At 48.9% G+C, this 22,517-nt stretch carries 22 protein-coding genes; 11 read left to right on the top strand and 11 right to left on the bottom strand.

Annotation, left to right across the window (positions count from 1 at the left end):
* Window positions 1–152 precede the first annotated feature (152 nt).
* The 4 genes from EZJ49_RS00615 to EZJ49_RS00600 all read left to right on the top strand — a co-directional run bounded on the left by EZJ49_RS00615 (window position 153) and on the right by EZJ49_RS00600 (window position 4,985).
* On the top strand, window positions 153–1,442 hold the full coding sequence (locus EZJ49_RS00615) for a hypothetical protein (RefSeq protein WP_262553450.1): 1,290 nt from the start codon (window positions 153–155) through the stop codon (window positions 1,440–1,442).
* 1 nt (window position 1,443) lies between these two features.
* On the top strand, window positions 1,444–2,583 hold the full coding sequence (locus EZJ49_RS00610; RefSeq protein ID WP_262553449.1) for a metallophosphoesterase: 1,140 nt from the start codon (window positions 1,444–1,446) through the stop codon (window positions 2,581–2,583).
* Between the two features lie 214 nt (window positions 2,584–2,797).
* Entirely contained in the window at window positions 2,798–4,015 is a 1,218-nt protein-coding gene (locus tag EZJ49_RS00605; RefSeq protein ID WP_262553448.1) for a glucose-6-phosphate isomerase, read from the top strand.
* Window positions 4,016–4,052: 37 nt separating this feature from the next.
* A complete protein-coding gene (locus EZJ49_RS00600; protein WP_262553447.1) occupies window positions 4,053–4,985 on the top strand; it encodes a GGDEF domain-containing protein in 933 nt (310 codons plus the stop codon).
* Between the two features lie 2 nt (window positions 4,986–4,987).
* Here the strand turns inward: EZJ49_RS00600 and EZJ49_RS00595 are convergent, their stop codons facing one another.
* The gene (locus tag EZJ49_RS00595; protein ID WP_262553446.1) at window positions 4,988–5,338 is read right to left on the bottom strand and encodes a hypothetical protein; all 351 of its coding nucleotides are present in this window, start codon (window positions 5,336–5,338) and stop codon (window positions 4,988–4,990) included.
* Window positions 5,339–5,699: 361 nt separating this feature from the next.
* Between EZJ49_RS00595 and EZJ49_RS00590 the strand changes: the two genes are divergently transcribed.
* Genes EZJ49_RS00590 through EZJ49_RS00580 form a run of 3 tightly spaced genes read left to right on the top strand, consistent with a single transcriptional unit; the run spans window position 5,700 to window position 7,319 of the window.
* Window positions 5,700–6,320 (top strand): RNA polymerase sigma factor, encoded by a 621-nt coding sequence (locus EZJ49_RS00590; RefSeq protein WP_262553445.1) that lies wholly within the window; start codon window positions 5,700–5,702, stop codon window positions 6,318–6,320.
* Between the two features lie 9 nt (window positions 6,321–6,329).
* Window positions 6,330–6,809 carry a hypothetical protein gene (locus EZJ49_RS00585; protein WP_262553444.1) on the top strand — a complete coding sequence of 160 codons (480 nt, stop codon included), beginning with the start codon at window positions 6,330–6,332 and terminating at the stop codon, window positions 6,807–6,809.
* A 24-nt stretch (window positions 6,810–6,833) separates the two neighbouring features.
* A complete protein-coding gene (locus EZJ49_RS00580) occupies window positions 6,834–7,319 on the top strand; it encodes a hypothetical protein (RefSeq protein ID WP_262553443.1) in 486 nt (161 codons plus the stop codon).
* 1 nt (window position 7,320) lies between these two features.
* On the opposite strand, the gene EZJ49_RS00575 is transcribed toward EZJ49_RS00580, so the two are convergent.
* The 9 genes from EZJ49_RS00575 to EZJ49_RS00535 all read right to left on the bottom strand — a co-directional run bounded on the left by EZJ49_RS00575 (window position 7,321) and on the right by EZJ49_RS00535 (window position 18,233).
* Window positions 7,321–8,478: a hypothetical protein gene (locus EZJ49_RS00575; RefSeq protein ID WP_262553442.1), complete on the bottom strand. Its 1,158-nt coding sequence runs from the start codon at window positions 8,476–8,478 to the stop codon at window positions 7,321–7,323.
* 64 nt (window positions 8,479–8,542) lie between these two features.
* Complete coding sequence (locus EZJ49_RS00570) at window positions 8,543–9,691, bottom strand: hypothetical protein (RefSeq protein WP_262553441.1); 1,149 nt, start codon at window positions 9,689–9,691, stop codon at window positions 8,543–8,545.
* Complete coding sequence (locus EZJ49_RS00565) at window positions 9,688–11,268, bottom strand: hypothetical protein (protein WP_262553440.1); 1,581 nt, start codon at window positions 11,266–11,268, stop codon at window positions 9,688–9,690. Before EZJ49_RS00565 ends, EZJ49_RS00570 begins: the two co-directional genes overlap by 4 nt.
* Before the next feature lie 32 nt (window positions 11,269–11,300).
* On the bottom strand, window positions 11,301–12,437 hold the full coding sequence (locus EZJ49_RS00560; RefSeq protein WP_262553439.1) for a protease: 1,137 nt from the start codon (window positions 12,435–12,437) through the stop codon (window positions 11,301–11,303).
* A gap of 30 nt (window positions 12,438–12,467) precedes the next feature.
* Window positions 12,468–13,049 (bottom strand): cation-transporting ATPase, encoded by a 582-nt coding sequence (locus tag EZJ49_RS00555; protein WP_262553438.1) that lies wholly within the window; start codon window positions 13,047–13,049, stop codon window positions 12,468–12,470.
* 3 nt (window positions 13,050–13,052) lie between these two features.
* Window positions 13,053–15,764, bottom strand: coding sequence for a hypothetical protein (locus EZJ49_RS00550; RefSeq protein ID WP_262553437.1), 2,712 nt, complete (start codon window positions 15,762–15,764; stop codon window positions 13,053–13,055).
* A gap of 21 nt (window positions 15,765–15,785) precedes the next feature.
* On the bottom strand, window positions 15,786–16,319 hold the full coding sequence (locus EZJ49_RS00545; protein WP_262553436.1) for a protease: 534 nt from the start codon (window positions 16,317–16,319) through the stop codon (window positions 15,786–15,788).
* 289 nt (window positions 16,320–16,608) lie between these two features.
* The gene (locus tag EZJ49_RS00540) at window positions 16,609–17,673 is read right to left on the bottom strand and encodes an aminopeptidase (RefSeq protein ID WP_262553435.1); all 1,065 of its coding nucleotides are present in this window, start codon (window positions 17,671–17,673) and stop codon (window positions 16,609–16,611) included.
* A complete protein-coding gene (locus EZJ49_RS00535; protein ID WP_262553434.1) occupies window positions 17,661–18,233 on the bottom strand; it encodes a porin family protein in 573 nt (190 codons plus the stop codon). The genes EZJ49_RS00540 and EZJ49_RS00535 overlap by 13 nt, the downstream gene beginning before the upstream one ends.
* Before the next feature lie 89 nt (window positions 18,234–18,322).
* Here EZJ49_RS00535 and msrB point away from each other — a divergent pair, with 89 nt between their 5' ends.
* Together msrB and EZJ49_RS00525 are read left to right on the top strand one after the other, a co-directional pair.
* Window positions 18,323–18,739 (top strand): peptide-methionine (R)-S-oxide reductase MsrB, encoded by a 417-nt coding sequence (gene msrB, locus EZJ49_RS00530; protein WP_262553433.1) that lies wholly within the window; start codon window positions 18,323–18,325, stop codon window positions 18,737–18,739.
* A 63-nt stretch (window positions 18,740–18,802) separates the two neighbouring features.
* Window positions 18,803–19,522, top strand: coding sequence for a DUF3750 domain-containing protein (locus EZJ49_RS00525; RefSeq protein ID WP_262553432.1), 720 nt, complete (start codon window positions 18,803–18,805; stop codon window positions 19,520–19,522).
* Here the strand turns inward: EZJ49_RS00525 and EZJ49_RS00520 are convergent.
* Window positions 19,519–20,409, bottom strand: a complete 891-nt coding sequence (locus tag EZJ49_RS00520; protein WP_262553431.1) for an energy transducer TonB — start codon at window positions 20,407–20,409, stop codon at window positions 19,519–19,521. The genes EZJ49_RS00525 and EZJ49_RS00520 overlap by 4 nt on opposite strands.
* Before the next feature lie 92 nt (window positions 20,410–20,501).
* Between EZJ49_RS00520 and EZJ49_RS00515 the strand changes: the two genes are divergently transcribed.
* Together EZJ49_RS00515 and EZJ49_RS00510 are read left to right on the top strand one after the other, a co-directional pair.
* Window positions 20,502–21,011: a PilZ domain-containing protein gene (locus EZJ49_RS00515; RefSeq protein WP_262553430.1), complete on the top strand. Its 510-nt coding sequence runs from the start codon at window positions 20,502–20,504 to the stop codon at window positions 21,009–21,011.
* Window positions 21,012–21,172: 161 nt separating this feature from the next.
* The gene (locus EZJ49_RS00510) at window positions 21,173–22,516 is read left to right on the top strand and encodes a PhoH family protein (protein WP_410468742.1); all 1,344 of its coding nucleotides are present in this window, start codon (window positions 21,173–21,175) and stop codon (window positions 22,514–22,516) included.
* The last annotated feature ends 1 nt before the right edge of the window (window position 22,517 follow it).

The following is a 22,517-nucleotide window of genomic DNA, read 5'->3' as shown; positions in this document are numbered from 1 at the left end:
TCTTGGAATGAGACAGGCCCGACTTAGATCCTGTTATTGATAGGGCTTTGTTTTATCCTTAAAGGGAGGACCGGAAAATTCCGATATTTCCCTTAGACATGAGCAAAAAGAAAAAGAAATCTTCAGCTGCTGAGAATCTCATTGAGTCATTGATGGATGACCTCAAGGATATTCAATCCGAGTCCTCGTACCGTGCGGGTGGCTCTGATGATGATTTTGCCGGTCTGCCGACTTTGGATGCGGATGAGCATCGTCTGGATAAAACCTCTGCGGGAGGAAACCTTTGGGACAATCTTGAAAAAGATATCAGCAAAGATCCCAGCAAGGATCTGGATGCCTCTGAATTCATTGGCGGTGCGGATTATTCTGCGGATGGCGAAGCCAGTTCGTATGAAGGTTCCTACAAGGAAGCAGTTCTTGAAAACCCTGAAGAGTCAGAGGACGTGAACGACTTTGAAATGCCGGATGGTTTTGGAGATCTTCCTCCCTCCGAGCGCTTTATGGTGGGCCCGACGGCTGAAGAGGACCGCTATGACGGTCCTTCCGCAGATGTGGGCTATCAGTCCGCGGATGAATTGGAGTCCCCGCCGATTCCGGAAATGGATGATGAGTCCACTCGTCCGGTCTTTAGTTCCTCGTCTTCGGCAGGAGAGGATAAAACCGTTTCCATTCAGCAGGATTTTGGTGCGACCAGTTCTGTTGTCGGCACTGACGCCGATAAAACAGTGGCCGTGGAAGGCTTTGCCAATGCCCGTGTGGGCGCACGCAAGGCTCCGGAAGTGGATGTTAAGGTCAGTGTCGGTAATTTCCGTGGCAGCCGTGGTTCTGCCAATGTGATGACGTCTGTCGATGCCAGTCTGGCGCAGGCTGAAAATCTGAAGCTGGCACAGCAGCGCATTCTGGAACTGGAAAAAGAAGTGGAATTCCTGCGTGCTGAAAATGAAGAGCTGGCTTCGGCTGGTGAAATCATTCGCTCTCGCACGGATGACCTGACTGTTCGTATTTCTGAAATTGAAAAAGAAAAGACCGAGATGCAGGAGTCCGCGCAAAGCGAGATTCTGATTCTTAAGGGCAACCTTCAATACAAAGAAAATGAAGTGGCCAAGGCCCGCATCAAGGTGGAAGAGCTTGAAGCTAGACTAAAATCCGACTTCAAGAAGATCCGTGTTCGCGAAAGAGAGCTGGAAAACCGCCTGGAATTGCTCCGTGCAGAAAAATCCGCTCTTGTTCGGTCCAAAGATGAGTATATTTTAGAACAAAAAAGAAAGATTGATCAGCTCTCTCAGGAACTCGATAATTACCGTAAGAAATGTCTTGAGCTTAACAAGACGATCGAGGCCAATCAGGATCAGGTCAAACGAACCGAGCGCGCACTGCGTTTGGCTTTGACGAACCTGGAGGCAAAGGAAGAGAATCTCGTTCCGTTGAAGAAAGCTGAGTAGTATGGAAGCCACTTCCCAGGCTGAGAGTAGCGAAGGCACCGCCGTCGCGAAACCCGCTCCCATTAAAAAGGTTAAGGTCATTATCAGTGATCTCCATTTGGGGAAGGGCCGTCTATTGGCGCAAGGGGGGATCAATTCCCTGGAAGAGTTCTATTATGGTGAAAAACTGGTGGAATTCATCCACTACTATTCCACCGGGGTCTTTCGCGACTATGAAGTCGAACTTATCATCAACGGCGATTTCCTGAACTTCCTGCAGTGTGATTACAAAGGGCATTTCCTTTCCGTGATTACCGAAGCCGTCACTTTGGAAATTCTAAAAGACTGCGTGAACGGTCATCGCAATGTATTTACTGCGTTGGCTGAGTTCGCTGCCAAGCCCGGCAATACCATCACTTACATTGTGGGCAACCATGATCAGGGAATGTTGTGGCCGGCTTGCCGCGCCTACCTGAATCAGGTGATCGGAACCCCGATTCGCTTTAAGAATATCGTTTATTTCTTCGATGGCGTTCATATCGAGCATGGTCACATGCACGAGGCAGCCAATCGCATGGACCCCAAGAAATTCTTCCTAAAAAAGGATCTGGTGGAGCCCATCCTGAATCTGCCTTTTGGGTCGCACTTCTTTTTGGAAGTTGTACTTAAGATCAAACAACACTATCCGCACGTGGATAAGATCCGTCCTTTTGGCAAAATGTTGCGTTGGGCTTTCCTGAATGAAACAAGAACGATAATCAAAGCTTTCTTTATGGCCATGGGGTACTTTATTAAAAGTGCCTTTGTGAAGGACCCGCGTCGTCACTGGCCGTTAAAAAGGATTGTTCAGGTCATCGCGGAAAGTGCTATTTTCCCTGATTTAAGTGAATCCGCCCGTAAAATTCTGAGCGATGAGCGTGTCCACACGGTCATTTTTGGACACACACACGTCTATCAGTATCGCCAGTGGTCAGAGAATAAAGAATATTTCAACACAGGAACATGGACTGAAGTCACATCTTTGGATATCGTGTCTTTGGGAAAAATCACGAAGCTGACCTATGTTCTTATCGAGTACCCGGAAGACGGAGGACGACCGCGAGGGCGTTTGAAGGAGTGGAAGGGTTACCACAAAATCGAAGAAGACGTAGCTATATCCTAGCCGGCCGATGAAAACAGCCCGATCGACTGCGTTGTCGGAAAACCTTCTCGCTCCGACGTGCTTTGAGCACGCCTGCGCTGCGAGGGTTTCCCTCCGCCTTGCGCTCGAGCTGTTTTGATCGACCTTTAACTCTGGATGGATTCTGTCGGGCTTCGTTGAAAAAATCCTTTTTAATAAGATTCAAAATTGTGATTTGTGGGAAAGAGACGTTGTTATGTTGGAGATTACTCAGGGGCATCATCAGGTTGATCCGGTTGTTTTGGGGAAATGTCAGGAGTCTTTGAAGTTGTTTTTGCAACGTGCAGAGATTGGCTTTCCTCAGTTGATGGAGAGGGTTTCTTTATGGCAGCAGTCCTATCAAGTGGGGACAGAGCTGGCGGAGAAGTTTAAAAAGCTGGTGATCGTGGGTTTGGGTGGAAGCTCTCTGGGGACCCGTGTGATTGCTGAGGTCTTCCGCGCTCGCAATATGTACTTTGTTGATAATGTCGATGCTTTGGATTTTGAAGCCATGATTGAAGAACTGGGTGATCTGAAAGAGGTTGCCTGGGCGTTTATCTCCAAAAGCGGAACGACGATTGAATCTTTGTGTGCTTTGGAACTGGTGGATCAGATCTATCGGGAAGAAGGCCTGTCTCTTTCCCAAAATAGTGTGGTTATCTCTGAAACCAAGGATAGCAGTCTGACTAAGTGGGCTCGTGATAACTCCGTCACCATCTGTGAAATTCCGGTGGATATTGGCGGTCGTTTTTCTGTACTTTCCCCTGTGGGAATGATGCCAGCGGCATTTTTGGGACTGGATCTGGAAAAATTCCGTGTGGGAGCGATGCGTGCTCTGAACGATACCGCGGTGATCACGCAGACCATGGCGCAGGTGATTCAAAGTTATCAGCGCCAGGAATGGATCACACTTTTGTGGATTTATAACTCCCGTATGAAATCTTTCGGGGCCTGGTATCAGCAACTGTGGGCGGAATCTCTTGGAAAACCTGTCACGCGTGACGGAAAACCCGCGCCGCGAGTCAGTACACCGATGGCGGCGGTGGGGGCTTCGGACCAGCATTCCATTTTGCAGCAGGTGATGGAAGGAACGAAGGATAAGTTCGTGATCTTCCAGCGTGTCGAAGAATCCGAAGGTGGATCGCAGCGGATTCATCGGGCTCAATTTAAAGAAACACTGGATCTGCAAGGTCGCACCATGGGTGAGCTTTTGCGGGCGGAATGTCTGGCTACGCAAGAGGCCCTGAATCAAAATGGCGTTTCCACGATGACTCTTAAGACGAAAGTCCTAGATGAACATAGTCTGGGTTACATGTTCATGTATTGGCAGCTGGTGGTTGCGGGGCTGGGTGAGTACCTGCAAATAGACGCATTCAACCAGCCGGGTGTGGAGCTGGGCAAGAGACTAGCGAAAGAGAAATTGAAGAAAGCATGATTGTCATTCGTCGCCCCGGGGATTTATACTTTTTCCTATGGCTCACAATGATGACAATTCAGACAACTTAGAAAAAACCAGTATTGTTGCCAGCGACACTTTCAAGGGTCGTCTTAAAGAGGCTGATGATGTGCCTCCGGCAATTGTTGTATTGATTGGACCTCCGGGTTACGTCGGTAAACAGTATCCTATCACGGCCAGTGACATCGTTATTGGTCGCTCTGTCGAAAGCCAGGTTTACATCGACGATAAAAGTTTAAGTCGCTCGCACGCGAAATTCGCAGTGAATGCCAGCGAAGTGTCTGTCATTGATTTGGGTTCCACCAATAAAACCATCGTGAATGGTCAGGTGATTCCGCCATTGGCTTCCTGTTTATTGAAAAATAACGACCAGATCAAAACCGGGAACGTGATTTTCAAATTCCTGGAAAAAGGCAGCATCGAGGCCATGACGAATGCCGCGATGTACGATCGTGCGCAGAAGGATGCTTTGACGGGAGCTCATTCCAAAGGAGCACTTTTAGATAAGGGACCTGAGGCGATGAAGCGCGCCGAAGTTTTGAACGAGCCCTTCAGTCTTGTGACTTTCGATATTGATCACTTTAAAAAAATCAACGATAGCTTCGGACATCCAGGCGGGGACCACGTTCTAAAAGAACTTTGCCGTATCGTGATCACGAAGCTGATTCGTTCCAATGACTTCTTTGCCCGTTATGGTGGGGAAGAATTTGTGCTGCTGTTGTCGGGCTCTCCGTCAAAAACGGCTGGTGAAGTGGGCGAACGTATTCGTCAGACCATCGAGGCGCACGACTTTGTCTTTGAAGGTAAGAAAATTCCAGTAACGATCTCTGTTGGCGTGGCCACGAAGCTTCCGAACGAGACCGAATGGACTCAAGTGTACGACCGTGCCGATAAGGCCTTGTACCAATCCAAACAAGGTGGCCGTAACCGCACCACGATTGTTTCATAAAGCTATTTGCACCGGGCTGCTGTAATGGTGGCTCCGGTTGTTGCTGTATTTAAAACCAGATCTGCTTCACAGCGGCTGGTTTTTGCTATTTTGCGTGCCTCTGCGCAAGCTTCCTGTGAACTGAAATAAAAAACCTTTCCATCCAGATCCGCATAACGGCTGTCCACGAACATGACTTCGGAGGTCTTGTCATTGCAGAACAAAGTCGCAAAGGCGGAACCATCCCGACCATAATAACGATCCACAAACGGTGTCAGCTCCCGCACAGAATAAATGCGGAAAGAGAGAACACTTGTGGCATGGCTCAAGGAAGAAAACAGAATCAGCGAAAGGCAGACAGACAGGTGTTTCACGAGGCCTCCTGTTTTAAGGGCTTCCTGAAACTCTAGCCAAGAATGCTGGCGGTTTTAACCTATTAATAGAGAAGCAGAACGGCAATGCTGCATACAGACTCATAAGGCAACACATCAGACGTTGGTCCAGTCCATAAGAAACGGTTATACATGTCATAACGAAATGCGTAATTCCTAAGATATTTCATATATTTAGAGCCACTTTGACTCCTGTCATTTAGGCATCATCGTTGCATTAGTGAAAGAGTGTAGGCACCGCGGGTTTGGGGGCGAATTTACCGGGGGCTGAGGGGGGCAGAATGGCTCTTCTGGGAAAAAAATTCAGGACGTTAACCGAATTTAGACAGAAACGAGTCAAAGTATGGAGAGAGATCTAAACGTGACGGATCTTGAACTGGTAGAAAAAGTGAAGTCTGGGGACAGACGCTCTTTTTCCGAACTCGTGAAACGACATCAAAGAAGTGTGCTGCGGTTGAGTTTGAGGTTTGTGAAGGACATGGACACAGCGGAGGATGTGACGCAAGAAGCGTTCATCAAGGCTTACGAGAAGCTTAATACCTTTGAAGGTCGCGCTTCTTTCAAAAGCTGGTTGTTCCAGATTGCAGTGAATACTGCCAGGAACAAAATTCGCGAGTGGAAAAGAGAAACCGTGGACATTGATGATGTTCAGTTGGCGGTGGATGCGGAAGCTGAAACGACACTGGTTCATACGGCGGTTTCTGACATTCTTAAGAATGAAGTAGAAAAGTTGCCATTTAAACAGAAAACAGCCCTGGTTCTTCGTGTTTACGAGGATCTTAGCTTTAACGAGATCGCTGACATTATGGAATGTCCATACGATACAGCGAAGGCGAATTACAGACATGCGTTGATGAAACTTCGTCAGACTTTTGAGCAACAGTCGGAGCTTAAAAACTGGACGGAAGAAGTAGGTGGCTTCTTCCTCGAAGTAAACCAGAGATTTGCGGAAGCAGAAGGATAGGAAAGGCACATGGACAAAGTGGACCGTATGGATCGCATGGATAAGGTGCGAAAGGGGTTGAAATCGGCTGATGATCTTGAACTGCCCATGAACGATGATTTCTTTGATCGTTTGCATGACAAGATCATGGCAGAGGTTGAACAAACTGAAATTCAACCAACCCCGGTGCTTATGACCCCCAGAAATTTGCTTCGCTCTCACTGGCGGGGATGGCTTTATCCCGTCAGCGGCGTAGCATCCCTGTTCGTACTGGCTTCTCTTTTGATTCCGCAGGTGTCAAAAGTAAACCAGACAATGACCCGCGCCGGCCTGTTGAGTGATGGCCATGAAAGAATTGTCTCTGAGGCCCTTTTGTCCCCAGAGGAAATTTCCCAGACCTTGATCTCCACGCAGAGCGAATCTGACTTTTTTATGGACGTAGCTCGCGAATCATTTGAAAATTTATCTGTAGATAAATTCAATAAAATCATGGGTGAAAGCGGACGCTAACACCCTGACTTCGGGTGATAAGACGTGCGCAGACTGACTCTGTTTCTAATTTCAATTTTCTGTCTAAATTCGGCTTTCTCCGTGGCCGCCCACGCTGCGGAGAAACGCAATCAGCTCGAAGAACTGCTAATCTGGAAAATGAGTGATGAGCTGAAGCTCAACACCACTGAGGAAAAGAAATTTTCCGATATCGTCAGAGAAATCAATAAAAAGAAAGCGCAATTCAACCAGGAACTTCAGGCTTCCGTGGAAAAGATGAGCAAAGCCGCGACGGAGAAAGCCAAGGACGAAGAACTGGTCACGTATCGCAAGTCCTTGCAAAACTACGGGCGTATGAGCGAGGAAGAATTCGACAAGTTGAAGCCGCTTTTGGGACCGGAACGTATGGTGCAGTATCTGCAAATTAAGCAGGACCTTACCAATCGTATCAAGACGATGCTGACGAACCCGGAAGGCAGTCCAAAAGAAGTCAAACCTTTGCCTTCACCAAAACTGATCGAGGAAAAATAATTTAGCGACAGTCTTTGCCGGCGGGACGACGGTCCCCCCAGCGCACAGCCGGGGCATAGTCGGCAGATGAGATCAGATCCCCTTGCAGGGATCGGGAGGCCATTTCCCAAGCTGTCGTTTGACGACCGGGCCAATGTTCAAAACGGCACTGTTCAAGCAGGGTACGGCCATCGCTGACATCCCCGGCAAGATCGCTATCCCCATCCGTTCTTTTTTTCCAGTCATACAGGTCCCGCACTTGCAAGTAGGCATCACGGATGCGCTTGTCACGGCTGTCCGTGGAAAACTCATCGCGCAGATCCCCTGACAGGCAGCGGTTGCCATTGGCTGCCACTGTGCTCCACCCCTGATGCACAAGCTTTGCGCGGGTTTTAAGAAGTCCGCAAATGCTTTCAACAACGACCTCCACGCGTTCCTCGAAAGAAGGAATGCGTATGCGCAGCAGACGGCGGATTTCCTCGTGCCACTGGAAGATCTGGCGGCGATTGATAAGTTTCAGTGGTGCCCATTCAGCAAGATCGAACTGGTTCAGGCCATAATTCGGAAGCTGTTCCAGGCGCAGGCCGTAGTGGCCCGGCTGTTTCCAAATACGGTATCCGGCACGTTTCAGCAAAGGGGCCATGTAGGGATTTCGGCTCTGACTTAAAGTGCGAACCAGCCGCGGGGAGGTGGAGGAAATCACCTCGACAAAGCCGGTGTCAGTGATGGATTTGACATATTCTGCGTGTCCGCCGTTGAAACCGGTGCGACGTTTTTCCTCTTCAGAAAGGTGCGGGCTTAGAAAAATGACACCCGGGCGGAAGCCTTCTTTGGAAATTTGCACAGGATAGGTGTCCAGTTCCAACGTGTAAGTGGAGCTGAGGTCACTGACATATTCCAGAAAACTGCGCAGTCGCTGTGATTCCGTCTGATGATCCCAGCGCGACATTTTCTGATTGATATAGCTGCCACTTTTTGTGGGATCGGCGAATTGAACGGGTAAACCGTTTTTTGCGGCAAAAATAATTCGTGCGGCATAGACAGCGTCGGCGCAATCCGTTTTTAGACCGTAGAACTCAGAGCTGGGGGAAGAGAAAATTTCGGCATGAAAGTCCCTTTCCATAAAAACAGAAAAAGCCGTTTCATGCTCTTGTGTCCACGACTGGTGTGTGTTCCACACCGAAGCGCTTCCCAGCGAGGGAAACAGAATTAGTAAAAGCCAAAGAACCGGATGCTTCATTGGCTTAGTTCAGTCCGGGCCAGGAGGATTCCGTGGCCTCTTTGATGATGTCAGTGCCGACTGTGAACTCGACTTGATCTTCCGTGTTCTTGCGTGGGGCCTGACTGGTTTCCTGAAACTCAAAACGAATCAGGCAGAAGCGTGGTGCATTCAGCGGATTAGAGTTCAGCAGCAGGCGATAGAAAGTCATTTGCAAAGACGGGAAGTTCATAAACGGAGCATTGGAGTCGCCCAGGGTCAGGCCCGGTGCAGAGACTTCATTCAGCTCGCGAGGCCCGCCGTTGTTACGATACTCGCAGACGTAGTAAGAGCGCACTTGCAGGCCGGAGTTTTGAATATATCTGCGGTTGGTTGCGCCCAAAAGAGTTTGAACGCTGTATTTACCAATTGACAGATCTTCCAAAGGATTCGATCCGCCATTGCCATTGCCATTGCCATTGCCATTGCCATTGCCATTGCCATTGCCATTGCCATTGCCATTGCCATTGCATCCGCCATTGCCATTGCCATTGCCATTGCCATTGCCATTGCCATTGCCATTGCCATTGCCATTGCCATTGCCATTGCCATTGCCACCGGGTCCGTTTCCATTTCCGGGGTTTTCATTGTCAACGCTTTCAGGATCATTGGCATGGTCAGGATTTTTATACTGGCCGTAACAGTTGCCGTTACTTTTTTTAAGTCCTTTGTCGCAAACACCGTTCTTTGACGGCGTTTCATACACCGGGCCCAAATAACAGAAATCCAAATGATAAGTGGCGCCGTATCGTTCGCTGGACAAATTCACGGTCAGCTCGGTGATGTTGTTGAACCACTGCGTTTGTGCCGATGAATATACTTTCGGATCTGATTCGGCTACCAGTACGTCGTTGTCGATCGGATTGCCGTGACGGTCTGAAAGCTCAAAGGAAAGGGAATCAGTTCCACCCATTGGGTTGGTGATAACTGCGGATTCGCAATTGGGATTTTCGCAGGCTCCAGATGGTGGTGCAGGCTGTCTGGGGTGGGAAATTCCCAGATTGCACAAGTACAGGTCCTCGGAATAAGTGCCATTGGGAAGAGGCTCATCTTTTTTATTTTTAACATTTATCTTCGCAGCCGCCTGCAGGCAGAACCCCAGGGTCAGAAGTGGCACGATCAGAAGGCGCATCATTGCGGAGCCTCACAGTTTACAGCAGGGTCTTCCTGGAAGGACTGAGTATAATTGCCCAGGACCGGTGACTCACGTTTGTAAGTGTACTGACCCAGCTTCAGGACGCCAGAAGATGGATTGGCCTCCAAAATCTTAAAGCGAGTTGTCAGCTTGGAATAGAATTTGGATTTACCGGCATCAGCACAAGAGGACTTGGAGGGATTGCAGACTTTTGTGTAATAAGATGGCCACTGATTGTTGTCGCCGAACATACGCAAAGATTGAATGGCCTGTTCTACAATTTGTGTGGAATCGCCTGAACTCAATGCTGGCAAACCGGCCACAGGTCGCAGACCTCGGCTGCTGGTAAAGCCCGGCAAAGAGCTGATAGGGTCAATGCCTGCAGTTCCCAAAGTGCCTTGAATATTGATTAGGAACTGGAAGAAGTCCTGAGTGGCCATGGTAAAGTCATCCAGAGGGTCCACGAACAGAGTGACCAATTCGTACTCGTCGCCCGCCTCGATGTGAGTTTCCTGTAGATTGTGAGGCACGGTTTTCAAAAGGCCCTGCCATTGTGGGAAAATAAAGTCGGCATACCACCAGGAATCGACAAGTTCTTTTTTACCGCCAGAGGATAAACGATAAAGTTCCATTTCCGCTGCCACCGGAGCCATGAAATTGTTCGGCGTGGAGCAATGGCCCTGTTTGCAGTTGTTCTGGCCAAGGTTTGAGGCCGCCAAAGAGGTGATGATGGTGTAGGTGTTGTTCTGACCCGTGATACTGATATTTCCCATGTGGGTATCAACCATTAAGTCAGTGGGGAAGCGGGGGTTTTCCTCGCCGTTGTCTTCGGTCACAGCCATAAGCTTTTCAGACGGCTGGATGTAAAGTCGTCCTTGGCGTGTACCCAGAGCGGTTAAGTCGGGGCTTAGGCCGGAATCGTCTCCGGAAAGATAGCTATTAAGAGCAAATGGAATGTCCTGCGGATTGATTCCGTGAGTTTTAAGAAATTCCGGGTTTTGACATTCTTCCTTAAGAGCCACGCTGATGGAAACGCGGTTGAAGGGACGAAGTCTTAGAAAGCAATAGTCGCCTTCCATGCGAATGTAGCCACGATTGTCATTGGTGACTTTGCAGGCTGTTTGATCGACTTTGAAACTTAAAGCGCGGCCTTCGAGATCAGCCACCGAAAGATAGGTGCATGATTTCAGGATCTGATGCTGTCGGGCGACCAGACCGGCTGTGGGATAAATCGGTTCCTTAAGCTGGAACGGAGAATTTTTGAAAGAGCAGCGGGGCGCTTCCATTTTACCGTCGAACACCAAATCAGAGAAATTGGCATCCACTTGAGGTGAAACAATGCCGACTGCCAACATCAGGAAAGGACCGTCAGTCGCAGCACAGTGTTCAACAAGAGAGGGAACTTGAGAGGTTTTGGCGCCGTTGGAGAATCTTCCAGCGGCACCGGTTTCGGAATTCAAAAAGATGTTCAAAGCACCGAGATTCTGCATTCTGCAGGCCGCAAAGCCTGAAGAAGCGGAAACCAGAACCCCAAGAAGAGTCGCGAAGGTAAATATCTTTACAACATTTGATTTCATAACAGCCTCTTGGAGTTATCCGATATCAGTGATTAGTGAACTTCTTCAATAGTTGTGTGAGTGCAAAGCTCAGCACCGTGACGCTGCCATTTTCTCAAGTTGAATTTCAATGCATTTGCAGAGTTCAAAGTCTGACGACCGTTGGTCTCTGTGAATACGTATCTAACTTTGCAGAAACGTGGGGTTTTAGTGTTGTTTACGTTCAACCATTGACCGTTGTTACCACCTGCGGACTGAAGGCCGGAGAAGTTCAGATTCAAAGCGCCGCTGCCGAAGTCAGTTGTGCCGAAAGCAGAAGAGGAAGCTGGAGTCGCAGTTGCGAACAAGTCACCAGCAAGTTTTTCAGTTGCTTTGGAAGCATTGAACTGGAATGTCGCTTCGTTAACAGTTGTGTCGTAGTAACCTTGGTTGTTGGCTGCATTTTGCAAGCTGCCCAGACCTTGTTGATCACATACTATGTGTGCTTTAACTTGCAGACCGGAAAGCTTGGTGTATTTCAAAGCTTCAGCAGTTGCTTCTTCCAAACCTGGGGTGCCTACTGCGCCAGTGCCGTCTTGACCGTGACCAACTGCAGAGTTCAGGAAGTCAGTGGCAGAAACCTGAGCGATGATGTTGAAGTTAGCAACAACATTGTCGGCATTGTATTCGATTTGTGGGCCGCGATAGCAGATATCAACGAAGTATTCAGCGATGTAAAGCTCAGAACCCAGGTTGAACTGAAGGTCACCGATACGGTTGCCATAAGCTTCGTTTTCGCCGTTGCTGCCGTTGAACAATGCGTTCCAGGCACCACCGTCATCAGAAGATCTTGTTACAGTGTTAGTGTAAGGTTGACCTGCAGAACCAGCAGCTGGGTGGTCTGTCCAAGGAGCATAGCTAACTTTCATGTAGTTCATCAAAGTATCGCCACCGTTGTCGCCGGAGCAAACGCACTGAGTGTCACAGATTTCTTTGGCTGTGTCACACGCCGTTGGAGTACAGGAAGCACCTGTTTTTTGGTTGTAACAAACTTTTCCAGTTTGAGCTGCTGCGCGAATACCCGCGTTACAAGCATAGATGCTTGGGCCAGAGCTGAAAGTTTTGAATTTGAAACGCAAAGAAATTGCGTTTGCGCTTTGTGCAGAGATCAATAGCATGGCTACTGCTGCGAATTTCATAATGTTAGTCATTGTTTTCTCCTTTTGATCTAACGTTCTGTTTTAAGGTTGGTTTAATTTAATTTCCGAAGCACCGGATTCCACTCGCGGAGAGTACTCCAGCACTTGCATTTCCTGGTTATAAGGACCTGTGCCATCGCAAACGACGTACTTGATCCGGGTCGGTTCATTATTCAGATTCTTTTCCAGAACCAGCAGCGGTTGAGCTGATGGATTCGGACACAGGTTTTGGAAGCGTGTCTGTACCTCGACGCTATCGATGGCAGAATAGAAGTTGTAAATACTGCGGGCGGCGACAAAGACGTGATTGTTCTTAAAGACCTTTGCCGCATCCAGCACCGGAACGGCCTGCAGGGTATTGCGGTAAAGACGATCCACTTCCGTAAAGACGGTGCGCAGAATCGGATTGGCGGTGCCGAGGCAGTTGAAACACAGCTCTTGTTCTTTATGGCAGGCGTTTTTATCGCCACAGACAGTTTCGCACAGATTTTCGTCAGCGCGACAGAACAGCGTGACAGTGTCACTGAATTCACCTTTGCTGCCGACCTGAACTTTGGATTCAATCGTCCAGGCTTGTGCGTGCAGAGTTCCCAGTAGAATAACCGCCGTCAAAAGTTGCTTCATGTGCTATTTCCCCAAAGCTCTGCGGCAGCTTTTGCTCCAGCCGTAAACGTTCGTAACACGGAATTTTTCCAGCCGATTTTCATTGCAGTAAGCAGTTACTGATATATCGCCCTCACAAAGATTGGTTCGTAGGACGGTATCGGTCGCCAGTCCCTGATAGTCGCCATCGTTATGAATATAGGCGCTGTGAACCTTGGCATTGTATGTCTGTTCGATGTACTGAGCGGCTTTTGCAGCACAGGTGTCAGAGAAACAGTTCAAACCTTTCCCCAGCATATCCACGCAATGAGAAGGGATTTCGCCATACTTTTTGTAAACTTCAGCGGCATAAGCCGGGTTCACAGTCCATCCACGCGGAATATTGACCTTGTCTTTTTTGGCCTTGAAATACTTCTGGAAGGTGCGGAACAGATAGACGATGAATTTAGCCGGATTTACACCACCACTCCAAGTGGCCGTGGAAGCTGCTGCAACTGCCGTGAAGTTCAGGGTGCAGCCGCCGCAGAAGGAACGCTCGGTGCTGGCGCCATTGGCAAAGTCCGTGGCTTTCAAAGAGATCACTTCATTTTTCTGTTTGGCATCACAGTAATTCACAGTCAGGCCGGTGAAAGAATAGAAGTTGTAGTGCTTGATGCCGTTGCTATTCAGGGAAACTGCACATGGAGCCCCCAGTAAAGGACCGAAATCCGCAACCAGAGAAGTCTGCGCCTTGGATTTTTCCAGGCGGGGATCGAACTTCAGAACGCCGTTTTTCATCAGTTGGTTGAAAGAAACCACTTTCGGAGCAGTGAAATTCACATCCAGATAGATTGGCAGAACGTTCCAGCCAAACAGGGCCGTATTAGCAAGGTCGATCATAAAGACCTTGTTCATACGCTGAGTCTGGAACCACGGATCATACATCTTACAAGTGGTCAATTCTGCATAAGGGTTGAACAGATTTGGATCAGATGATTTTCCAGCCAAAGGAATCAAAGCATCGGCATAGACAGACACCGCATAAAGATCCACCACGCTTTTTACAGCCAGGCGGGCGCAGTCAATAGAGCTGCTACAGATGGTCTGTGCGCCTGCGGCAGTCTGGCCGCTCCAGGAAAGAGTTGGTTTTCCAGAGAACGTCGCTGGCACAAAGGGCGCGGCTTCTGCATCCGGACCGATTTGCAGCATTTCTTTTGCCCAGGCAGAAAAACCGTTTTTGCTGACGGTGTAGCCTGGCTTGCTCCAGAAGTTTTGTTTTTCAAGCTGATTGCAGGTTGCAAGAATCGGAGCAGACAGCTTATTGAAGAAATCAATGTGTTCTTTGATGGATCTTCTTTCAGAGTACTGCATCTGAGTCATGTTTTTAAGCTCAGCGATGCGGTCGATATTGGATTTCAGGAAGTCCAGAGAGTTGTCGCCAGCCAGACGCACTTCCGTACAAAGATAATAAAGCTCATTCATCAGGTTGTCGGAGGAAGCGTTGGCGGTCAGCTCCTTGTTCAAACCATGAGCCAGCAGCTCCACGCCCAGTTGATCCTGAAGAAGATTCAGGTGCATGGTTGCGGATTGATATTTGGTTTTAATCAGCGCGCGGGACTGGATCAGGTTCTTACGGAAGTTTTGCAGCCACCCTTGGGCCGTGTCGTGGGACTGAGTTCCCAGGAAGTCGTTATTAACTCCGCGAACACCTTTTTCCAGAAGCTCCAGCTCTGTGCCGACAGGAACATTGTCAAACTGCTCGGGTGTGACAGAGTCGCTGAGTTTGGCCAGCTCTCGCACACTGTTTGTGGCAAGGTACTCACTGTCACAGGACGGTTTGGTCATGCTTTTACAGCCATTTGGAGAGAACATGATTGATTCTTCCAAAGCAATGGAACGGAACAGGCGGCCAAAGGAAGGACTTAGCATTTCCACTTCATTGGTGTTGCGCCATGCCCAGGACAGATAGATTTTCAAGCTGTTCCAGAAGTCGAACCCCTGAATGTCCAAAGAGTTTTTGTTGGTTTCCCAGTCGATCTGTAAAGTCACAAAGCGATTGGGAAGTTTGTCGTCAGAATCAAAACACCCGGTCAGGTAGTCTGCTTCGTTCAGATAGGCCAGGGCAATATCCTGCAGGTTGGACTGGTTGACTTCAGAGTTATGAAGATGCCCTTGCAGGGCAGAGAATTTTTTAATGTAGTAGCAACCCAAGCGGTCTTTGGAGGCATGCAGAGGGAAGTTGTCTTGAGTGAAACGATCATACGCCGTCAGATCGGCACGTTTTCCAGCGCGGGTCCAGATACCGGAAAGATAGTCGTTCATGTCGCTGCAATTGTTGCCGGCCTTTTCGCATCTTTGTGAAGCGCCGACATACTTGGGAAGTTGCGCGGTTTTCAGATTTGTCGGCAGAACCGGCAGATGACCGCGAATCATTTTATTCATGATATTCAGGGTCATGTAAGCCACAGAAAGACGGAATTCCTTCATGGCTTTGTTGCTGTATTCTTCAGGAGCCAGTCCTTGAAGTTTAGCAACAGAGTTGGCCAACTTCCCGGCATTGTATCCGTCGATCATGACCAGTACAGAGGAGGTGGGTTTTTCAGAATCCAAAGCGCACTGCGCTCTGTTCGTGAAACTTAGAGGACTCAGAAGCGTTGTTTGATGGGCAGGCACCTGGGACTGCGCCAATCCAGGAACCAGTCCTGCCAGAACGAATCCGGAAATTAGAAGAGAGATCTTCTTCGTGGTGATCTTCATGAGTCCTCTGTCAGTGAGCAATTAGTTAAGCGCCTTGCAGTTATCGACTTTGTTCAACATTGTCGTATAGAACAGGATCACAGTCTGATCGGCTGGAGAGAAGTTACGTTTTGTAGAACCGTCAGCATTAACCATGTTGTACATGTACGTGTTCACGAAGCGGTAAACAGAAGGAGTCACACGCAGGGTGGAGTTACAGGAGTAGTTTTTGTAAGTCACAGTGATGCCCGCGTAGTAGTCAGAACCATCTTGTTGAGCATTTCTGCCGTCGCCGATATAGAAGTTGTTGCCGCCAGAGTTTGGATTGTTGCCGTAACCAACCTGGAAGCTGACTGTCCAGCCTTCACCGTGACCGTCAGTGCCGACGATAGAGCAAAGATTGCCTCTGCAAGCCACTGCCATTTCGTTTTCAATTTTTCTTTGAATCTCTGCTTCGGAGTAGTGTGGGTTTGGACGAGGATCGTAGTCAGGACTGCCGCCATCGAATTCATCAGCGTGGACGGTCATAGACATTGCCAAGGCTACAAGGCCCGCAGCAAGGAACTTCAGTTTCATAGTGCTCTCCGGTTTTTTGTGGGCCGTCAGGTGCTGTGTACGTACTAATGTTTCCTGACAGGTTTTTTAAAAGTGGTTGGGTTTTAGTCTCATTCCTCACGTTTCGCTATAGGAAACTTACCAGATGTAAAGAATTTTTGACCGAAAGGAGTAGTACAAACGGGTTAGGGCGATTATGGAAACGTTAGTTTGTTTGATTTTTAACAGAATCGACGGGCGGAGTGGATGTTCCTTAATCAGTGATTACGTGTATTTAGGATGCACCGGAAGGAAAACCGGTGCTGGCAACCTACTGTTGTTTTTTAGATATCATCTCTTTGAGCGATGCCGCTGGATCATGGGCTTTTTCCAACCCGCGGCAGCTATCGATGAATTTAGAGTAGTTTTGTCCCACCAGGTTGTACAGGGATTCAAAGTCACCCAGATCCTGCATATATGTTTTGTAAACCAGAAGGCGGGCATTGTTGAGCTTGGCTTCACTGAACTTTTTGTAGTTGTCTGTCTTTAGAGTCGGAACAACTTCTGCTGCGAACTTTTTTTGAATGTCACGGATGCGCTCGCTGCGTTTTTCCTCACTGCGCTCACTGGCGGGAAGATCCTTGTACCATTGCTCTAGCAATTTGAGCTCTGCGGAAATAAAGGTCGAAAAAACTTTGTTGTCCTGATTTTCCAGTTGAATCTGTTTCAAGGTCGGAGAATCAGCGCCCTCTTTTTTCAGATAGAACAGTTCGGCACCTTTGTTACCCAGAAAAGTGGCCAAACGCTCGTTAAAATCCGCGGCATGCTTGATGTACAGTGTGGCGTGCACGGTTTCATGAATGATTGTGTTCACCAGATCATAGTCGTCATAACGAAGCATGGAACTTAAGATGGGATCATTGAACCATCCCAGCGTGCTGTAGGCGGAAACGCCGCGCATGTAGGTGTCGAGATCCTCTTTTTGCAGGGACTTTTCCTCCTCAACCGCGTCGGCTTCGTGGAAGTATCCCTTGTATGGCATTTTTCCCATAAATGGATACGACCACTGATAGTGCTTCAGTTCCCACTTGGGGGCGGCACTGACGACATAGGTGACGTAAGGGCGGTCCAGTTCCACGTAAGATGTGTAGTTTTTTGAGGAGGCCAGATGCAAATTCTGTTCGGCGAACAGACGAGCCTCCTGCGCCAGACGCAGTTTTTGCTTTTTGGCTTCATCCAGATTCGGGTCTTCCAGAGCTTCATTCACCGGAATCCGGCTGCCCAGAAGCTTCATTTGTCCATAGCCTGATTTCATCAGGTAACCCATTTGGCAGCCACTGTTAAAAGCGGCAACGGCCAGCAGGGTCAGAGGGATAAGATATCTTACAGGGCCCAAGTCACACCCGCGCGCACGGAGCTGTCATCCGTTTGCAGGCCGCCACCGATGGGGGTTTTCCAGACATCATAGCTCAGCTTGATGCCCAGGGATTCAGTGACCTGAATTTTCAAACCGACTCCGTAGCTGGGGACGGTGACGCTTTCAGGTTCGATGGTGTAGGTGTCTTGTCCTTCGATTTTAATTTGTTGGAAACGGCTGATCTGGGCGCCACCACCCTTGATGTAGGGTTGGAAAAGCGCTTTGCGATCTGCGAAGGTCAGAATCAGATCGGCTCCAAGAATTTGTGATTTCTGTGTGGTGGTACGACGGGCGTCACTGGGGCTGGCTTTTTCCTCACGCACACCTTTGGCATCGGTATAGCTTAGCTCCAAAGCCATGCGCTCTAAAAAGTAAAGGGACAGTGAGCCGGTGATGGATTCAGAATCAAACGAGTTGTCTTGGTCGAACGTGGTGGTTTTTCTTCCGTAAGATAGTCCCAGTTCAGTGAAAAGGGCATAAGCAGGTACAGAGGTCCAAGTCAAAACGGCCAGGAGGGTCAGAGATAAAAGCTTCTTCATATCCTTAGATCTTAGCAAGGTTGCTTGGCGAACGACATGGGCTCATTCACACTCTGGACTAAAGCAGCTGGACCGGGTAAAACCAAAGTATGGATAAAAAGACTTTAAAGTGCGGTTTGCCTTCTGACGAGGCGGAACTGCGAAAACTTCTGACTCCTGAACAATATCAAATCATGGTCCAAAACGGCACGGAACGACCTTTTCAGAATGCCTTTTGGAATCACCATGAAGAGGGTATTTACGTGGATGCGATTTCGGGCACACCTTTGTTTTCCAGTCAGGATAAATTTGATTCGGGAACTGGGTGGCCAAGCTTCACGCGTCCGATTGATAAGAATGCGGTGCTGGAATTGTCCGATTATTCCCATGGGATGACGCGAATTGAAGTGCGCGCCAAGGATTCCAACTCTCATCTGGGGCATGTCTTTGATGATGGTCCTGGCCCTACGGGTCTGCGCTATTGTATCAACTCGGCCTCTTTGCGTTTTATTCCTAAAAAATCCTGATGTGCTGAGGCGGGCTCAGCATTTTTTTGCCGCAAGAAAAAGAAAATCATCCATAATGGGGCGATGAAAACTTTCGGTATTTTTCTTTCATTGTTTATGTGGGTTTCGCAAACATGGGCCCAGGACTGGCGGACGGCAACTCGTGAAAGTGCGCATCTGGCTCCGGACCCTCGTGAAGAAAAACAAGCTGTCGTGCAGGTGTATGCCGCCCGCACAGTCAGTTGGCGCGGATATTTTTCTGTGCATTCCTGGATTGCCACCAAAGCCAAAGATGCCTCTGAATATACCACCTATCATGTGATCGGCTGGCGGGTGAACCGGGGCTTGGAATCCGTGCGGATCGAAAATGACATTCCCGACCGTCACTGGTTTGGAGCCCGGCCGGAACTGATCGAGGACTTGCGCGGCGAAAAGGCCGAGGCGGCCATCCCCAAAATCGACGAACTGGCGCGCAATTATGCTTACAAAGGCACCTATCGTGCGTATCCCGGACCGAACAGCAATACGTTTATTTCCCATATCATCCGCAACGTGCCGGAACTGACGGTGGAGCTTCCACCCAATGCAATTGGCAAAGACTGGATCAATGAAGCCGATGTGGTGGGTTGGAGTGAATCAGGCACGGGGGTGCAGTTTTCTCTGCTTGGAATGTTTGGATTAACCGTGGGGCTGCACGAGGGTATTGAGTTGAACTTGCTGGGCTTGAATTTTGGAATCGACTTCTGGCGGCCGGCGCTGAAGCTTCCGATGGTGGGCAGGGTCGGTATGACCGACAAGCCTTAGTTGCGATTCACCAGCGCGGGTGGGTTGTAACGAACGGTGAATGAAAACACCAAATGAATAAATCCGTCTTCCTTGACCATTTCCTGAGGAGGGTTGGGGAAGATGCGGGCTTCCTTGAAGGCGTTGATCGCCGCCATATCAAAGTTTTTAATCCCAGAACTTTTCATAATCAAAGCGGATCTTAAGTTGCCACTCTTATCCAGAATAAATTCTGCCTGTGTCACCCAGTTGCGGTTCCCGGCATTGATGCGGTCAATGCGATCAAAGCTGTCGATGGCCTGTTGCACGCGGGTTTCCCAGCGAAAACGAATCAGTTCCTCCACGCGGGCGTAGAAAGTATAGAACAGATAGCGGTCTGTGTTCAAGGCGGTGAAGGACCCGACTTTGACATCTGTGGGAAGTGATTCGCCGACAGATGAATAGCCATCGTTGAAACGCTTCATCTCGGCCAGTTCTTTGCTGATATCAACGTTGCGATAGCCGTCTTTGTCGGTGTCTTCAGGTTTGATTTGCTCGCGCTTTTGTTCCGCCATTTGCGGAGCCTGCCTCGGGTCCTGCTGCTGCATGCTGCTGTCACGATTGCTGCGATTTTGCGTCATGCCGGTTTTGGCGGCTTGAGTTTCCTCTTTCACGCGCTGATTTTTTTCAGAAAGAAAACGGGCCAAGGTGTCGTCTTCCGGAAGCTTCACTTTTTCCGGCACCAGTGCCTGACGAACCACGCTGCGGTCCTTGGGTTTTAGAGCCTGCATGATTTCCTGTTCCGGGGAAAGCGTGACTTCGATGACCTCAGGCTCGGGCAGCTGCAATTTGGGCGCAAGCCAGATCAGGCCGATGATCACCAGCAAATGGAACATAAAACTGCATAGAACTGCCCTGACAACCGCCATGTGTCTCATTTTAAGCCGAAACTAGACCTAAGGGCAAGACGGCTAAAGTTGAAACACATTCTGCCGATAAGAATTAGGTCACAGGGGGACAAATGGGGAAAATTCTCGATATCACGCCACGTCTAAGATCTCAAAATTCTTTGGAAAATAAGGAAAATGAGGTTCGCACGGAGGTGCTGGATATCACGGAGGCTCGACAAGAGATTCTGAGCCGCGATCGCCGTGATGTAAAAAGAACCATTTTAACTGAATTTGTGGGTGCCTTTGTCGTATTGCCTGAAAGGGGTCTTTTGAAGGCCGCTTTGTATGACATCTCTGAAAACGGGATGGCCTTTGACTTGGAGCTGGCGGATGGTGGCTTTGCTCCGGGTGATGAAGTGGCAATGCGTGTGTACCTGAATCATTCGACGTATTTCCCGTTCACGATTGTTGTGTCCAACAGCCGTGCTATCGAAGACGAAGGCATCGTTCGTCATGGCGCCGGCTTCGTGAAAGGTACAATGAATGATGTTGCACTTCATCATTTCGTGAAGTTCATCGAAAACGTCAGCGCCAGTCTGAAAACCGATACGGGTGACGTACTGGTTTCTCACATTTCTTAAAAAAATCTGAAAGCGGGGCGAGGGACTTAAATCCCTCGCCCTTTTCTTTTTTCAGGCAGAGTGATTTTGACTGCCTGCTTAGTAATGCTTTTCCGTGGACTTTGGTCCGGTGATTTGTTGCAATTTAGCTGTGGAGTATCTGCAGTCTGAAGGCAGATCACATGGACTATAACTACGGAGGGTGTCCATTGAGTAAAGCAAAACGCAGAAAAATTGTGGTCGATACGAACGTAATCCTTTTCGACTCTCAGGCGATCTTGAGATTTGGAGAGGCTGATGTTCATATCCCAATCTCTGTTATCGAGGAAGTGGACAAGTTCAAAAGAGATCAGGGTGAAAACGGACGTAATGCCCGTCAGTTCAGCCGCTTTATCGACGTTTTGCGCTCCAAGGGTTCATTGGCCAGCGGTGTTCAGATCGACAACTCTGAAACGATGGTTTACATCAACACGGATCTGATGCTGGCAGGTATGCCGTCAGAGCTGGATCATCAAAAGGCGGACAACCGTATTTTGAACACAGCTTTGGCTTTGCAGAAGCAGCATCCGCGCTACAAAGTGGAACTGATCACCAAAGACATCAACCTGCGTATCAAGGCCGATGTTTACGGTGTTATTGCCAACGACTACGATGCCAACGATATCAACCGTGATGATTTGTACGAAGGCTATCAGGAGATCATGGTGTCTCCGGAGCAGATCGACGCTTTCTACAAAGAAAAGCGTTTTGTCACGGACGTAAAACTTTACGGCAATCAGTATGTGATCATGAAGGACACTGCGAATCCGAATCATTCAGCGATTGGTCGTTACAGTCTGGCGGAAAAAGCCATTGTGCCTTTGATGCAGGCGGCTGATTCCATCTGGGGTATTCATGCACGAAATGTCGAGCAAGCCTTCGCATTGGACTGCCTGCTGAATGATGAAATCATGTTTGTGTCTTTGGTTGGTAAAGCCGGAACAGGTAAAACATTGATGGCGATTGCTGCGGGTCTTCATAAGACGTTGGATCAAGGGCAGTTCCAAAGATTGCTGGTGTCTCGTCCGATCTTCCCAATGGGACGCGATATCGGTTACCTTCCGGGTGACATCGAGCAGAAATTGAATCCGTGGATGCAGCCTATCTTTGATAACGTGGAGTTCCTGATGGGTGCGGACAAAAAAGCTGCGGGGCGTGCACAGGAATTGATCAATCAAGGTATGCTGAACATTGAGCCGTTGACTTACATTCGCGGTCGCAGCATTCCGAAGCAATACCTGATCGTCGATGAAGCACAGAACTTGACTCCGCACGAGATCAAGACAATTGTTACGCGTGCCGGTCGTGGGACGAAGGTTGTCCTTACGGGTGACGTTTATCAGATCGATAATCCTTACGTGGATTCTGCGAACAGTGGTTTGACTTACGCAGTAGAGAGATTCAAGGGCCATCCAATTGCTGCCCATGTGACTCTGACGAAAGGTGAAAGATCTGAGCTGGCTGAACTGGCAGCTAATATCTTGTAGG

The sequence above is a fragment of the Bdellovibrio bacteriovorus genome, assembly GCF_025558485.1.
Classification (GTDB): Bacteria; Bdellovibrionota; Bdellovibrionia; order Bdellovibrionales; family Bdellovibrionaceae; genus Bdellovibrio; species Bdellovibrio bacteriovorus_G.
Note: the sequence above shows the minus strand (reverse complement) of the source record. Positions and strands in the feature narration are given on the sequence as shown.

Bases quoted from the DNA above. Each gene is read 5' to 3' on its own strand.
- EZJ49_RS00615 (WP_262553450.1), top strand. From the start codon at position 153: ATGGATGACCTCAAGGATATTCAATCCGAGTCCTCGTACCGTGCGGGT.
- EZJ49_RS00610 (WP_262553449.1), top strand. From the start codon at position 1,444: ATGGAAGCCACTTCCCAGGCTGAGAGTAGCGAAGGCACCGCCGTCGCG.
- EZJ49_RS00605 (WP_262553448.1), top strand. From the start codon at position 2,798: ATGTTGGAGATTACTCAGGGGCATCATCAGGTTGATCCGGTTGTTTTG.
- EZJ49_RS00600 (WP_262553447.1), top strand. From the start codon at position 4,053: ATGGCTCACAATGATGACAATTCAGACAACTTAGAAAAAACCAGTATT.
- EZJ49_RS00590 (WP_262553445.1), top strand. From the start codon at position 5,700: ATGGAGAGAGATCTAAACGTGACGGATCTTGAACTGGTAGAAAAAGTG.
- EZJ49_RS00585 (WP_262553444.1), top strand. From the start codon at position 6,330: ATGGACAAAGTGGACCGTATGGATCGCATGGATAAGGTGCGAAAGGGG.
- EZJ49_RS00570 (WP_262553441.1), bottom strand. From the start codon at position 9,691: ATGATGCGCCTTCTGATCGTGCCACTTCTGACCCTGGGGTTCTGCCTG.
- EZJ49_RS00565 (WP_262553440.1), bottom strand. From the start codon at position 11,268: ATGAAATCAAATGTTGTAAAGATATTTACCTTCGCGACTCTTCTTGGG.
- EZJ49_RS00560 (WP_262553439.1), bottom strand. From the start codon at position 12,437: ATGACTAACATTATGAAATTCGCAGCAGTAGCCATGCTATTGATCTCT.
- EZJ49_RS00555 (WP_262553438.1), bottom strand. From the start codon at position 13,049: ATGAAGCAACTTTTGACGGCGGTTATTCTACTGGGAACTCTGCACGCA.
- EZJ49_RS00550 (WP_262553437.1), bottom strand. From the start codon at position 15,764: ATGAAGATCACCACGAAGAAGATCTCTCTTCTAATTTCCGGATTCGTT.
- EZJ49_RS00545 (WP_262553436.1), bottom strand. From the start codon at position 16,319: ATGAAACTGAAGTTCCTTGCTGCGGGCCTTGTAGCCTTGGCAATGTCT.
- EZJ49_RS00535 (WP_262553434.1), bottom strand. From the start codon at position 18,233: ATGAAGAAGCTTTTATCTCTGACCCTCCTGGCCGTTTTGACTTGGACC.
- msrB (WP_262553433.1), top strand. From the start codon at position 18,323: ATGGATAAAAAGACTTTAAAGTGCGGTTTGCCTTCTGACGAGGCGGAA.
- EZJ49_RS00525 (WP_262553432.1), top strand. From the start codon at position 18,803: ATGAAAACTTTCGGTATTTTTCTTTCATTGTTTATGTGGGTTTCGCAA.
- EZJ49_RS00520 (WP_262553431.1), bottom strand. From the start codon at position 20,409: ATGGCGGTTGTCAGGGCAGTTCTATGCAGTTTTATGTTCCATTTGCTG.
- EZJ49_RS00515 (WP_262553430.1), top strand. From the start codon at position 20,502: ATGGGGAAAATTCTCGATATCACGCCACGTCTAAGATCTCAAAATTCT.
- EZJ49_RS00510 (WP_410468742.1), top strand. From the start codon at position 21,173: ATGGACTATAACTACGGAGGGTGTCCATTGAGTAAAGCAAAACGCAGA.